Raw genomic sequence first — 13,780 nt, forward strand, 5'->3', positions numbered from 1 at the left:
ATTAATATTTTGACGAATGATAAGGTATTCAAGGCAGGGTTAAGACGTAAGATGCGAAAAGCAGCCATGGACAGAAACTACCTGGCGTCAGTCCTTGCGGGGAGCGGGCTTTCGTAATCTTGCCCTGGGTGTTTATATTAAATTAGCACTCCCCTTAATTATCATAAATACAAAGAGGTGAAAACAGGAGGGGGTATTTTTGTCAAATAACACCAGAGTGAATTAATAACATGCTGTCAGTGATACGCATATTTTATCTAACAAAGCTTTAGTAAAATTCCGCGGAGTAAGAAGATTCCGCCAAAGATTCCATATAATATTAAGGTTGTTATGAATAAAGGTAATAGATTACAACAGTTAGAAGATATGTGTCGTGATATTATTAAAATTAATATGTGGTATGAACTCCCCGAGTATGTATTTTTTTTAATATCTGACATCATCGATGGGACGAGTGATGAATTTGCAATAAATGTGTATAAAAATATCGACAGAAGTCTTCTTGAAATATTATTGCATCCATCTGTTTTACTGTCAGTTGTTGAGTCCTTGCAAAGTAATACTATAGCTGAGTATATCGTGAAATTGTGTGGAATTGAGATAGATTATGACGACTTACTAATATCGGATGTTAAATCATGTCTTTTTATCAACTATGGATTCAATAACAGTGAATCGGTTGCGCTATTTAATAAGATTTACCGCGAATTAAAAGATATTGTAAAATCATCAAGAGTACATATAGATCATGAGAAAGATATTTTTGATGGCCTTAATCAAATCTTGGCTTTTTCCGATAATAATAAACATGAGTATTTTTTATATATAAAGGCATATTGGCTCAGTTTATACTTTTGTGAAATTTCACAGAACGTGAGAGAAAGAGATAAGTTGTCATTTTATTATAATGAATTTTCTGTCCGATTTCCTAATGTTGTCCTATATCCGTCATGCTACAAATTGTAAGGCTTGGCACCTGAAATTCATTGTTAATTCGAGACGCTTGATTGTCCACTATATCAAAACAGTCATACCTCGGAATTTTCTCACATTAGTCCATACGGTATTCAATTTTCGCAACTGTGCCCTGAAATAAAAAACTGCAAAACTGCTTTTTCTTGACCTGTCCCAATCACGCAAGACTACTTTTAGTAGAGATCTCTAGCCATATCGATTTTAGTGCCGCCCGCGCATTTTATACAAAACAGGGCTTTATCAATGAGGCGATAATACGCAATTACTATGATGTTGGTGAGGATAAATTAATCTTCACTAAAAATATGCAATCGTGAGATAAAATATGTTTTTAACTCATATGGAAAATTGCTTAAGCAACTTGGTTGCTGCATATGATTCTTTATCCCGCGGTGACTCGCTTGCCGCTGGTAACAAACGTGCCAGCACCTAAATGATGTAGTGTATTGAGTTTGTCATCATCAAACTGCCAGCGGCCTTCGACAAATACTCGTGCGTCTGCCGCTGCCGATACCACTTCGCCAAATAGCGTATCGTATTTTTCTTGCGCAGAAGTCGCTGGTAGCAATCGACACTCCATCCATGCCAGACATTTCTCTTCAACCAGCGGCAATCCAAGCACCGGACCTTTCACAACCGGAATGCCATAGCAATTAAATTTATCTTCTTCACGACCCGAGACACTTCCCACCGCCCACGTCCAGTTAGTCGCTGCAACACCTGGGACTACAATGCCAAATTTACCGTTACGCTCAATCAACTCCCTGGTCCATGTCGATTTATCTACCACAATCGCTATGCGTGGCGGTTCAAACTCCACCGGCATCGACCAGGCCGCAGCCATCACATTACGTCGCTGTGATTTTTCATCAAAAGTTGTTATCAAAACTGTGGGGCCGTGGTTTAACAGACGGCTGGCATGGTGTAATTCGACGGGGATGAATCGGCTCACGGTATCGCCTCGCTAAGAAGGTTGTTTTAAAAGCGTAGCTCGTAACGCAATAAGTAACGAAATTAACGGGATTGGCGATTTGCGAACGTGATGCATGTCCGCGATCGCACAAAATAGCCGGTGCGGCGTCTATTCCAGGTTATAAATTGAGAAAACCACAAACGGAAACGCCTGATGACGCCCATTCTGAATCATTATTTTGCCCGCATTAACTGGTCGGGAGCGGCTGCGGTCAATATCGATACGCTTCGTGCATTACACCTGAAACACAATTGCACCATTCCATTTAAAAATCTCGATGTTCTGCTGCCGAGGGAAATGCAGCTTGATGATCAATCGCTGGAAGAGAAATTGGTGCTCGCCCGGCGTGGTGGTTACTGCTTTGAGCAGAATGGCGTGTTTGAGCGGGTGTTACGCGAGCTGGGTTTTCAGGTACGCAGTCTGTTAGGGCGCGTAGTGTTATCTAATCCGCCAGCATTACCGCCGCGCACCCATCGTTTGTTGTTGGTGGAACTGGAAGGGGAAAAATGGATTGCTGATGTCGGTTTCGGTGGACAGACGCTAACCGCGCCGATTCGTTTAGTTCCCGATCTCGTGCAGATCACGCCACACGGAGAGTATCGGTTGTTACAGGAGGGTGATGATTGGGTGTTGCAGTTTAATCATCATCAGCACTGGCAGTCGATGTACCGTTTTGATCTCTGCGAGCAGCAACAAAGCGATTATGTAATGGGCAATTTCTGGTCTGCGCACTGGCCGCAATCGCATTTTCGCCATCATTTGCTGATGTGCCGCCATTTGCCGGACGGTGGCAAACTGACACTGACCAATTTTCATTTTACCCATTATGAAAATGGGCACGCGGTGGAGCAGCGAAATCTAGCGGATGTGGCGTCGTTATATGCCGTGATGCAGGAGCAGTTTGGTCTGGGCGTAGGTGACGCAAAGCATGGCTTTACCGTGGATGAACTGGCGTTGGTGATGGCGGCGTTTGATACGCATCCGGAGGCGGGGAAATAGTTTGTGCCAGGGGCCGGATGCGGCGTAAACGCCTACAACCGGCCCACATTAGCCCGGTTGTAGGCCTGATAAGCGAAGCGCATCAGGCAACGGTATCAAAAATCAATGGCCCATTCAGCATGGAAAAGAATCACCGCTGTGCCAGAAATGGTGACTTTCTCCGGTTGGTTATCTCGAATTGTCACCGTCACATCAATTACACCATCACGCCCCAATGCGCGCCCCTGATGGCCTTTAACACGCAACACGCTGCCATCGTGGGGTAGTAAGTTGTGATGTACCAACCATGCGCCCATCGGGCCATTGGCATTCCCGGTCACCGGATCTTCCACAATACCTATCGCTGGTGAGAACATACGACCATCGGTTTCATTTTTGCCAGGGCGGATCTGGAACGGGAAAAAACCATTGCAGCCAATCTGCTTGCTGATTGCGGTCAGCGCAGCAAGGTCAGGCGAAAGGGCGTCGATATCCACTTCCGGTTTCAGTGGAATCATCACTTTTGAGTGTCCTGTGGTTGCCACTTGGATCGGCAAGCCTGGCAGAATATCGTCCTCAGTGAGATGAAGCGCGTTGATAATCGCCGCACGTGTTTCACCTTCCAGCGGTGGCTCAAAGCCCGGCGTACCTTGTTCCAGCGAAATACGATAATCATCGTTGTGCTTTTCGATAGTCACGCGATGTTTTCCTGCCAGTGACGTTTGCCAGACCGTGCAATTTCCTAAATCTAACACCTTTGCACGTACATAGTGCGCTGCCACCGTCGCGTGACCGCAAATTGGCACTTCAACCTTTGGCGTAAAGTAGCGAATGCGCACATCGCTGTCGTCACTGTGCAGCAGAAAAGCAGTTTCCGAATGGCCTAGCTCCCGCGCAATAAGCTGCATTTGCGCTTCACTGAGATTATCGGCGGGGAAAACAACACCGGCAGAATTGCCGCGAAACGGTTGTGAGGTAAAAGCATCGACGTGATAAACCTGCGGTTTCATTAACGTTCTCCTGTGGCTGGAGAACTATCATAGCCTGCAAGTGGCCGGAGAGCGAAGGGCTATCCGGCCAGGGTGAAAATTATCGCCGCGAACGCACAATCTGATACCGACGAGTAAAGTACTCAAACGGCGCGCTCCACACATGCACCAATCTGGTGAACGGGAAGAGCAGGAAGATGGTCATTCCCAATACCAGATGCAGGCGGAAGACGAACGCTACGCCGTTAAGCATTTCTGACGATCCTCCACGGAAAGTGACGATACTTTGCGCCCAACCCACCAGTTTCATCATTTCGCTACCATCAGGATACTGTGCTGAAAACGGTATGGTACTTAGCCCCAACAAACATTGGATCAGCAATATGCTCATGATGATGATATCCGGCGTGGTGGAAGTAGCACGCACACGCTGATTTGTCAGCCTGCGCCACAGCAGTCCTGCACCGCCAATCAACGTCAACACACCGCAAATACCGCCGAGCACCATCGCCATGAGTTGTTTCGCTGCCACTGGCAAAAACCACGCGTACATCCAGTGCGGCGTTAACATGCCGAACAGGTGCCCGAAGAAGATCCCCAGAATGCCGATATGGAACAGATTCGACCATATCACCATCCCGCGTTTATCGAGCATCTGGCTCGAGGAGGCGCGCCAGGTGTACTGCCCGTAGTCATAGCGCAGCCAGCTGCCAAGGAAAAACACCGTCGCACAAATGTATGGGTAGATATCGTAAAAAAAGACGTTCAGATACTGAATCATTTCCCACCTCCCGCACTGATGTCGACATATTGTGGCGCGACATCCTGGCTAAAGCGTCGCTGATATTGATTAAGCGGCGAGCTGTCACACGCCGTGGCGTTATCTTCAATAAACTTCACCTGTTCTTCTTCCCACACCGCATCCAGCGCCTGGCGGGTGTCGTCACGCTCTTCACTACGAATTTGTTTTGTGACACTGTCACTTGACAGGGGACTTCCTGCCAGTTGCAAAAGGGCGTCAAATAACGCGTACCACGGTGTCTCGCGTTGTTTTAAGCGTCCGCCAAGCAGGGCGAGGATCGGCGCAACGTTGAGCAAGCCTTCTTTTGCCTGATCGTCCGGCAGCACACTTAAGTACTCCAGGTACAGCGGCAGATAATCGGGCAGTTCCCGACAATCCAGTTGCAGACCGACCTTTTCATACTCCGCCAGCAGGTCCACCATTGCCTGGCCTCGATCGCGGGATTCGGCATGAACATGTTCGAACAGCAGCAGCGACGTGGTGCGCCCGCGGTCGAACACTTCACACCATTCGGCCTGTTTATCCAGCAGCGGCGCGTTGAGCAGGTCGAGTGCAAAATCGGTGAGCATCGACGCGTCGCGGCGGATTAATGCCAGCGCGTCGTCCTTACACTCCCACAACAGCTCGTCCGGGTACTCCATCAACAGGCCGATCACTTTGAGGATCTGCATTATTCTCCCTCCGCTTTATCGCGCACTTCGGTAATGTTGATGGCATCGATACGGCTACTGTTGAACAGGTTGAATTTGCTGTCTGAGCCGTGGCAACCGTCGCCAAAGCTGAAGCCGCAGCCGTTGCGTTCTGCGAAGGCATCACCCGCCATTTCCCGATGACTGGTTGGAATGACAAAACGGTCTTCATAGTTGGCAATGGCGAGGTAGCGATACATCTCTTCGACCTGGGCGACGCTCAGGCCTACTTCGTCAATGGCGCGGGTATCGGTAACACCTTCCACGGTTTGTGAACGCATATAGTGGCGCATCGCCATCATCCGTTTCAGCGCCCGCAGTACCGGACCGGTATCACCGGCACTCAACATATTGGCGAGATATTGCACCGGAATACGCAGGCTTTCGATGGCGGGCAGCACGCCTTCGCTTTTCGGCAAGCCGCCCGCATCTGCATAGGACTGAATCGGTGACAGCGGAGGAACGTACCAGACCATCGGCAGGGTGCGGTATTCAGGGTGCAGCGGTAACGCCAGTTTCCAGTCCATCGCCATTTTGTAGACTGGTGAACGCTGGGCAGCTTCAATCACGTTTTGTGGAATACCTTGTTTCAGGGCTTCTTCGATCACTGAGGGATCGTGCGGATCGAGGAACACTTCGCACTGACGTTCGTAGAGATCAACCTCGCGTTCGGTGCTCGCCGCTTCCTCGATGCGGTCGGCGTCGTAAAGCAGCACGCCAAGATAGCGAATACGACCCACGCAGGTTTCTGAGCAAACGGTCGGTTGACCGGACTCAATTCGCGGATAACAGAAGATGCATTTTTCTGACTTACCGCTTTTCCAGTTGAAGTAGATTTTTTTGTACGGACAACCGCTAATGCACAAACGCCAGCCACGGCATTTGTCCTGGTCGATGAGCACAATACCGTCTTCTTCGCGTTTGTAGATCGCGCCGCTGGGACAGGTCGCCACACAGCTGGGGTTGAGGCAGTGTTCGCACAGGCGCGGCAGGTACATCATGAACGTGTTTTCAAACTGACCGTACATCTCCTTTTGCATGGCGTCAAAGTTGCGGTCGCGAGCGCGTTTTTCGAACTCACCGCCCAGCAGTTCTTCCCAGTTTGGCCCCCAGATCACTTTGTCCATCCGTTTGCCGTCAATCAGCGAACGCGGGCGGGCAGTAGGAATGTGTTTACCTTCTGGCGCGCTATGTAAATGTTCGTAGTCGAAGGTGAAAGGTTCGTAGTAATCATCAATCTGCGGCACCACCGGGTTGGCGAAGATTTTGGTTATTACGCCCATTTTGCTGCCCAGACGCGGGCGTATCTTGCCATTCACATCACGCACCCAGCCGCCTTGCCACTCTTCCTGATCTTCCCAGTTTTTCGGATAACCAATGCCCGGTTTGGTTTCGACGTTGTTAAACCATGCGTACTCCATGCCTTCGCGTCCGGTCCAGACGTTTTTACAGGTCACCGAACAGGTATGGCAGCCGATACATTTATCGAGGTTAAGCACCATGCCGACTTGCGAACGTATTTTCATTTTTTCGCCTCCTGTACCTGATCGCGACCTTCATCATCGAGCCAGTTAACGTTTTTCATCTTGCGGATCATGATGAATTCGTCGCGGTTCGAGCCGACGGTGCCGTAGTAGTTAAAGCCCCAGGCCAGCTGCGCGTAACCGCCAATCATATGCGTTGGTTTCGGACAAACGCGGGTGACCGAGTTATGAATGCCGCCGCGCATGCCGGTTACTTCCGAACCAGGAATATTCATAATGCGTTCCTGAGCGTGATACATCATGGTCATACCCGGCGGTACACGTTGGCTGACTACCGCGCGGGCAGTCAGCGCGCCGTTGGCGTTAAACACTTCCACCCAGTCGTTATCGACAATGGTCAATTCACGGGCATCGGTTTCGCTGATCCAGACAATCGGTCCACCGCGAGAGAGCGTCAGCATTAGCAGGTTTTCACTGTAGGTTGAGTGAATGCCCCATTTCTGGTGCGGCGTCAGGAAGTTAAGTGCTTTTTCCGGGAAGCCGTTTGGCGGTATCTGGCGCATTTCGCTGACGCTACGGGTGTCGATAGGCGGGCGATAAGCCACCAGACTTTCACCAAAGGCACGCATCCACGGATGATCCTGATAAAGCTGCTGGCGTCCCGACAGCGTGCGCCACGGAATTAACTCATGAACGTTGGTGTATCCCGCGTTATAGGAGACGTGATCGCTTTCCAGACCGGACCATGTGGGGCTGGAGATAATTTTACGCGGCTGTGCCTGAATATCGCGAAAGCGGATCTTTTCGTCCTCTTTGTGCAGCGCCAGATGGGTATGTTCGCGTCCGGTGATCTCGCCCAGCGCCTGCCACGCTTTGACTGCAACATGACCGTTGGTTTCCGGTGCCAGCGCCAGAATCACTTCTGATGCGTCAATGGCGGTGTCAATCAGCGGTCGCCCCTGTGCCGGGCCATCACGCTTGGTGTAATTGAGTTTGCCGAGGAAATCGATTTCATCCTGGGTATTCCACGAAATCCCTTTACCGCCGTTGCCAAGTTTGTCCATCAATGGCCCGAGCGAGGTAAAGCGATCATAGGTAGCAGGGTAGTCGCGTTCCACCGCTACAATATTGGGCGCGGTTTTACCCGGGATCAGATCGCATTCCCCTTTGCGCCAGTCGAGCACTTCACACGGCTGCGAAAGCTCTGCCGGAGAGTCATGCAGTAGGGGTTGTAATACCACGTCGGTTTCTTTGCCAAGATGCCCTACGCACACTTGCGAAAATGCTTTGGCAATACCTTTGTAGATTTCCCAGTCGCTGCGTGATTCCCACGCCGGATCGACCGCCGCAGAAAGCGGATGAATAAACGGATGCATATCCGAGGTGTTCATATCGTCTTTTTCGTACCAGGTGGCGGTGGGCAGAACGATATCGGAGAACAGGCAGGTACTGGACATACGGAAATCGAGCGTCACCAGCAGGTCGAGCTTGCCTTCAATCGCCGCAGTTTGCCACTCGACTTCTTCTGGTTTGATCCCGTCGCTGGCACCGAGTTCCTCACCCTGAATCCCACTTTCGGTTCCCAGCAGATACTTCTGCATATATTCGTGGCCTTTGCCGGAGGAGCCAAGCAGGTTAGAACGCCAGACAAACAAATTACGCGGATGATTGCTGCCGCTATCGGGTTGTTCGCAGGCCATGCGTAAATCGCCCGATTTCAGCGCCTGGGCGGTTAATTCTGTGGGGGATAATCCGGCCTTGTCGGCTTCAGCTTTAATCCCGAGCGGGTTACGCCCCAGCTGCGGCGCAGAAGGTAGCCAGCCCATACGTTCGGCGCGAACGTTGAAATCAATCAGATGACCGCTGTATTTGCTGGCATCGGCCAGCGGCGAGAGCAACTCCTGAGCAGAGACTTTTTCATAGCGCCATTGACTGGAGTGATTGTAGAAAAACGAGGTGCTATTCATCTGGCGCGGTGGTCGGTTCCAGTCGAGTGCAAAGGCCAGAGGCAGCCAGCCGGTTTGCGGGCGCAGTTTTTCCTGACCGACATAATGTGCCCAGCCGCCACCGCTTTGCCCGACACAACCGCAGAAGATCAGCATGTTGATCATCCCACGGTAGTTCATGTCCATGTGATACCAATGGTTGACGCCAGCACCGAGGATAATCATCGAGCGCCCATGCGTTTTATGGGCGGTATCGGCAAATTCACGGGCGATGGTTTCAATATACTGGCGCGGTACGCCGGTAATTTGCTCGCCCCAGGCAGGGGTGTAAGGTTTAATTTCAGCGTAATCTTTCGCGCTGTTTTCATCTTCCAGCCCGCGATCGAGGCCGTAATTTGCCAGTACCAGATCATAAACGCTAACCACCGGACAAGTGCTTCCATCGGCGAGCGTCAGATTTTTCACCGGAAGCTGGCGCACCAGTATGGGATCATGTTTTACGCTGCGAAAGTGTGGATTTTCAATGCCGCCAAAGTAGGGGAAGGCCACGCCTGCAACAGTGTCGTGTTGACCGAGCAAGGTTAACGCTAACTCAGTTTCTGTTCCGGCGGCGATAGATTCCAGGTTCCATTTGCCTTTTTCGCCCCAACGAAAACCAATCGAACCGTTAGGCACCACCAGTTCACCCGCAGTATTAACTGCCACGGTTTTCCACTGCGGATTGTTGCTTTCGCCCAACCCATCCACCAGGTCAGATGCACGGATCATCCGTCCGGGAACGTAGCTGCCATCGTCGCGCGGTTCAAGCATTACCAGCATCGGCATGTCGCTATAGCGGCGGCAGTAATTGATAAAATAGTCGCTGGGATTATCGAGATGGAACTCTTTTAAAATCACATGGCCCATTGCCATTGCCAGGGCGCTATCAGTGCCTTGTTTCGGTGCCAGCCACTGGTCGCACAATTTGGCTACTTCAGAGTAGTCCGGGGTAATGGCGATAGTTTTGGTACCTTTGTAACGTACTTCGGTAAAGAAGTGGGCGTCTGGTGTGCGCGTTTGCGGTACGTTAGACCCCCAGGCGATGATATAGCTGGAGTTATACCAGTCGGCAGATTCTGGCACGTCGGTTTGTTCGCCCCAGGTCATCGGTGAGGCGGGCGGCAGGTCGCAATACCAGTCGTAGAAGCTTAAACAGGTGCCACCTAACAGCGACAGATAGCGTGTTCCGGCGGCGTAAGAAACCATCGACATGGCTGGAATCGGCGAGAAACCGGCAACGCGATCCGGGCCGTAGGTTTTGATGGTCCAGACGTTAGCGGCAGCAATCAACTGGTTTAGCTCTTGCCAGTTGGAGCGGATAAAACCGCCGCGTCCGCGTATCTGCTTGTAACTCATGCACTTTTGCGGATCATTCATAATCGATGCCCACGCCAGTACCGGATCGCTGTGTTGCTTGAGCGCTTCGCGCCACAGTTCAATCAGTCGTTTACGTATTAGCGGGTATTTCAGTCGGTTGGCGCTGTAAAGATACCAGGAGTAACTTGCACCACGCGGGCAGCCGCGAGGTTCATGATTGGGCAGGTCAGGGCGAGTGCGCGGGTAGTCGGTCTGTTGGATTTCCCAGGTCACCAGGCCATTTTTAACGTAGATTTTCCAGCTACAGGAGCCTGTACAGTTAACGCCGTGAGTGGAACGCACGATTTTGTCGAACTGCCAACGCTGGCGATAGCTGTCCTCCCAGTCGCGGTTGCTATGCATCACCTGGCCGTGACCATCGGCAAATGTTTCGCCCTTTTGTTTGAAGTAGCGAAAGCGATCCAAAAGTTTACTCATGACATAACTCCTGCTCCAGGAATGAATTGGGATCTGATGCCTTGTCGGATGCGACACGGTTGTAGCCTGATAAGACGTGTCAGGCATCGATTTCTTATTTTTGGCTGAACTTCCGCCGACCATAAACCAGCCAGGTCAGCAGCACACAAACGATGTAGAAGATCAAAAACACTTTCATCGCACCTACCGGCGAGCCGGTCATATTGAGCGACATGCCAAACGCCTGCGGAATAAAAAAGCCTCCAACTGCGCCAATGGCTGAGATAAAGCCCAATGCTGCCGCCGTTTCGGTGACCGCTTCCCGCTGAGCCTGTTCATCGCTGCCGCCTTTCATCTTGACGCGATAAATCGTTATCTGGCGAAAGATGACAGCGATCATCTGGAAAGTAGAACCACTTCCCAGACCAGCGGTCAGAAACAGCCCCATAAAGACGGCGTAAAATGCGATGAAATTACCGGAGCCTGTGCCCGGTAAGGTAAGGAACAGCAGGGCGCTGAAAATCGCCATAAAAATGAAGTTGATCAACGTCACCCGCACGCCGCCGAATTTATCGGAAATAGCACCACCAACCGACCGCGCGATGGCACCAATAAATGGGCCAAAGAACGCCAGACGCAGAATATTCACATCCGGGAACTGGGTTTTCGCCAGCATGGCAAAACCCGCAGAAAAACCGATAAACGAACCGAAGGTGGCGAGATAGAGAAGACTGAGCAGCCAGAGATGCAGACGTTGTAATACAGGCAATTGATCGGCGATTGACGCGCGTGAACTGGCGATATCATTCATCCCTAACCAGGCGGCAATAGTGGCAATCGCCAGTAATGGCACCCAAATCCATGCGGCATTCGCCAGCGACATCACCGAACCGTCGGCCTGCGGTACTCCATTGACGCCGAGAAAGGCAAATACGGGTACAAAAATGACCAGCGGTGCAACCAGCTGCATCACACTTACACCTAAGTTTCCTAATCCGCCATTAATCCCAAGTGCGCTCCCTTGTTTGGCTTTTGGGAAGAAGAAACTGATATTGCCCATGCTCGAAGCAAAGTTCGCACCTGCAAAACCGCATAGCAAAGCGATAACGATAAATATCCCAAAAGGAGTATTCGGATTCTGCACGGCAATTCCGAGCCAGACGCAAGGAATAATCAGGATTGCAGTACTAAAAACCGTCCATCGGCGTCCACCAAATATAGGCACCATAAAGGAGTAGGGGACACGCAATAATGCGCCAGAAACGGAGGGTAATGCGGTTAATAAAAAGAGTTGATCGGTAGTGAAATTAAAACCGATTTTATTGAGATTAACAGTAACTGCGCTAAATAGCATCCAGACACAGAAGGCAAGAAGTAGACAACTGACTGATATCCAGAGGTTTCTTCGTGCAATATGCTTTCCTTTATTTTCCCAGAAGGCCGGGTTTTCTGGTTTCCAGTCGCGCAAAAGATAACGACTATTTTTCTCATTTTGCAGTGCCATATTGTTCCTCACATGTACACATTGGTAATGAAAAAAAGACAAAACAGGAGGTAAGGCGCAATAGCCAGTTATTAGAATTAAGGATGAATTAGGTGAAGTGCTGATTGAAAGAATAGATAAGAAAGTGTAACCGCGGGGGCAGAATGGGGATTAAGCAGACAGATATGTGTTACTAAATGTAACTAACAGGCTAACCTTCAAACGGGGGTTAATCTTTGAACGTATGCCATGTTTCAACCCTTCAGATCGTGAATCTAAAGGGTTGCATATTAACTATATTCTTAATAAGACCAGACACTTATAGAATTAGTGATGATTTATTCACTAAAAAGGCCATGAGCTGGAGGAAAACGATCTGTCCAGAAAGTCTATCGGTTCCTCTCTTATCGCCTCATTGTAATAATCGTTATTACAGTAAGTATTGTTTATTTCATCTAAGGTCATATTTTTAATTTTTATATTCATCTGATTTACAACTTCTTCTGTTTTATAAGTGTGTATATTATATGGGGTGTATGCTTCTTTAAAAGTATAGTGAAACAATTCGTTATCCACATCTACTCCGTCAGAGTGAACTTCAAATGCACCAGGCGAAAGAATTGCCAGGCCAGTATTAAGCTTAAGTGCTGGGGAAAACAAATTAAATAACATGAGCTGCATAGTAGGGCAATTGTTCTTCCCAGAAACATTTAAAAAATTTAAGTTTTTGCTCTGTTTTATTATGGGGAATAAAGTTCCAATATCGGATGTATTCTTAGTGTCAATGCGGGTTATTTTATTATTGTCCAGCCTTAAACTTTTGATAGATGAAAGATAAGTCAGGAAATGAAGGTTTATTTTTTTCAACTGATTGTTCGCAGCGTTTAATGTCTGTACATTGCAGAAGTTGCTAAAGAATATTTTAATTTCAGAAAGCAAGTTGTTGTTGATAAGTAACATATTCAAGTTGGGAAATAAGGCATTATGTAAACTTGTTAGTTTATTATGGGATAGATCCAGAAGTAAGAGTTCATCTTTATTTCCTGCAGCAATATCAGTTAATTGATTGTGGCTGAGATTCAGGTACTGCAGCCTTTCGCAACATTCTAATTGCACAAACTCTAGTTGATTATGTGCCGCACTAAAATAAGTAACTGATGAAAGCCCATCTATATCAATATTTCTGAGAGCATTATTATTCACAGATATATGTTTAATGCTTACATTTCTGCCTTGAGGAAAATTTATAGACTCAAGAGCATTACTATTCAGACTAAGGTTGATGAGTTTATCGTAGTTGGTTGCATCAAAATGTTTGAGTTGGTTCTCATCAAGATTGATAGAGGTGAAGTTTTGCAGCCCTGGTGGTTGAGTAGTTAAATTAAGTCCAGATAAATCAATGTCATTCTGCTTCGACAAAAAAGCACGGTTTATCCTTTCTGCCGCTTCTTTTCGGCATTCTTGACGATGAAGTTCACCTGTGACTATGCATTTTTCTTTCCATTTATTCAATTCATGCATCCAGCTATATAAATTCTGTTCGGGGAGTCGCTGTAGGGACTGCTTTGTTTTAAAAAAGATTAAAGGAAACTTCATAACTACTCCATGGCAATAATATATTTTTTGATTTATTATCCTTGATTAATCAG

The 13,780-nt window shown here is 48.8% G+C and carries 10 protein-coding genes and 1 pseudogene; 3 read left to right on the plus strand and 8 right to left on the minus strand.

All coding sequences use genetic code 11. The annotated features are described in order from the left end of the window. Positions 1-117, plus strand: a pseudogene (locus tag FQZ95_RS00865) (ISAs1 family transposase); the annotation flags it as partial. A gap of 213 nt (positions 118-330) precedes the next feature. Further along, positions 331-966, plus strand: a complete 636-nt coding sequence (locus FQZ95_RS00870; protein WP_032184207.1) for a hypothetical protein — start codon at positions 331-333, stop codon at positions 964-966. A 391-nt stretch (positions 967-1,357) separates the two neighbouring features. Here the strand turns inward: FQZ95_RS00870 and FQZ95_RS00875 are convergent, their stop codons facing one another. Next, on the minus strand, positions 1,358-1,927 hold the full coding sequence (locus FQZ95_RS00875; RefSeq protein WP_032184209.1) for a flavin reductase family protein: 570 nt from the start codon (positions 1,925-1,927) through the stop codon (positions 1,358-1,360). Positions 1,928-2,101: 174 nt separating this feature from the next. Here FQZ95_RS00875 and nhoA point away from each other — a divergent pair, with 174 nt between their 5' ends. Next, the gene (nhoA, locus tag FQZ95_RS00880) at positions 2,102-2,947 is read left to right on the plus strand and encodes an N-hydroxyarylamine O-acetyltransferase (RefSeq protein WP_160529774.1); all 846 of its coding nucleotides are present in this window, start codon (positions 2,102-2,104) and stop codon (positions 2,945-2,947) included. A gap of 95 nt (positions 2,948-3,042) precedes the next feature. Here the strand turns inward: nhoA and FQZ95_RS00885 are convergent, their stop codons facing one another. The 7 genes from FQZ95_RS00885 to FQZ95_RS00915 all read right to left on the minus strand — a co-directional run bounded on the left by FQZ95_RS00885 (position 3,043) and on the right by FQZ95_RS00915 (position 13,727). Beyond that, complete coding sequence (locus FQZ95_RS00885; RefSeq protein WP_160529775.1) at positions 3,043-3,936, minus strand: PhzF family isomerase; 894 nt, start codon at positions 3,934-3,936, stop codon at positions 3,043-3,045. A 79-nt stretch (positions 3,937-4,015) separates the two neighbouring features. Next, positions 4,016-4,696: a respiratory nitrate reductase subunit gamma gene (narI, locus tag FQZ95_RS00890; protein ID WP_000617115.1), complete on the minus strand. Its 681-nt coding sequence runs from the start codon at positions 4,694-4,696 to the stop codon at positions 4,016-4,018. Then, entirely contained in the window at positions 4,693-5,388 is a 696-nt protein-coding gene (narW, locus tag FQZ95_RS00895; RefSeq protein ID WP_001166338.1) for a nitrate reductase molybdenum cofactor assembly chaperone, read from the minus strand. Before narW ends, narI begins: the two co-directional genes overlap by 4 nt. After that, on the minus strand, positions 5,388-6,932 hold the full coding sequence (gene narH / locus FQZ95_RS00900) for a nitrate reductase subunit beta (protein WP_000702545.1): 1,545 nt from the start codon (positions 6,930-6,932) through the stop codon (positions 5,388-5,390). The genes narW and narH overlap by 1 nt, the downstream gene beginning before the upstream one ends. Further along, positions 6,929-10,669 carry a nitrate reductase Z subunit alpha gene (gene narZ / locus FQZ95_RS00905; RefSeq protein ID WP_160529776.1) on the minus strand — a complete coding sequence of 1,247 codons (3,741 nt, stop codon included), beginning with the start codon at positions 10,667-10,669 and terminating at the stop codon, positions 6,929-6,931. Before narZ ends, narH begins: the two co-directional genes overlap by 4 nt. 94 nt (positions 10,670-10,763) lie before the next feature. Next, on the minus strand, positions 10,764-12,152 hold the full coding sequence (narU, locus tag FQZ95_RS00910; protein ID WP_105277757.1) for a nitrate/nitrite transporter NarU: 1,389 nt from the start codon (positions 12,150-12,152) through the stop codon (positions 10,764-10,766). Between the two features lie 324 nt (positions 12,153-12,476). Further along, positions 12,477-13,727 (minus strand): leucine-rich repeat domain-containing protein, encoded by a 1,251-nt coding sequence (locus FQZ95_RS00915; RefSeq protein ID WP_160529777.1) that lies wholly within the window; start codon positions 13,725-13,727, stop codon positions 12,477-12,479. Between the last annotated feature and the right edge of the window lie 53 nt (positions 13,728-13,780).

The sequence above is a fragment of the Escherichia sp. HH41S genome, assembly GCF_009820115.1.
In the GTDB taxonomy this organism is placed as follows: domain Bacteria; phylum Pseudomonadota; class Gammaproteobacteria; order Enterobacterales; family Enterobacteriaceae; genus Escherichia; species Escherichia coli_F.

What these genes read in the sequence shown, in the direction of transcription:
- nhoA (WP_160529774.1), top strand. Translation starts at nt 2,102, where the DNA reads ATGACGCCCATTCTGAATCATTATTTTGCCCGCATTAACTGGTCGGGA.
- FQZ95_RS00870 (WP_032184207.1), top strand. Translation starts at nt 331, where the DNA reads ATGAATAAAGGTAATAGATTACAACAGTTAGAAGATATGTGTCGTGAT.
- narU (WP_105277757.1), bottom strand. Translation starts at nt 12,152, where the DNA reads ATGGCACTGCAAAATGAGAAAAATAGTCGTTATCTTTTGCGCGACTGG.
- FQZ95_RS00885 (WP_160529775.1), bottom strand. Translation starts at nt 3,936, where the DNA reads ATGAAACCGCAGGTTTATCACGTCGATGCTTTTACCTCACAACCGTTT.
- FQZ95_RS00915 (WP_160529777.1), bottom strand. Translation starts at nt 13,727, where the DNA reads ATGAAGTTTCCTTTAATCTTTTTTAAAACAAAGCAGTCCCTACAGCGA.
- narI (WP_000617115.1), bottom strand. Translation starts at nt 4,696, where the DNA reads ATGATTCAGTATCTGAACGTCTTTTTTTACGATATCTACCCATACATT.
- narW (WP_001166338.1), bottom strand. Translation starts at nt 5,388, where the DNA reads ATGCAGATCCTCAAAGTGATCGGCCTGTTGATGGAGTACCCGGACGAG.
- narZ (WP_160529776.1), bottom strand. Translation starts at nt 10,669, where the DNA reads ATGAGTAAACTTTTGGATCGCTTTCGCTACTTCAAACAAAAGGGCGAA.
- narH (WP_000702545.1), bottom strand. Translation starts at nt 6,932, where the DNA reads ATGAAAATACGTTCGCAAGTCGGCATGGTGCTTAACCTCGATAAATGT.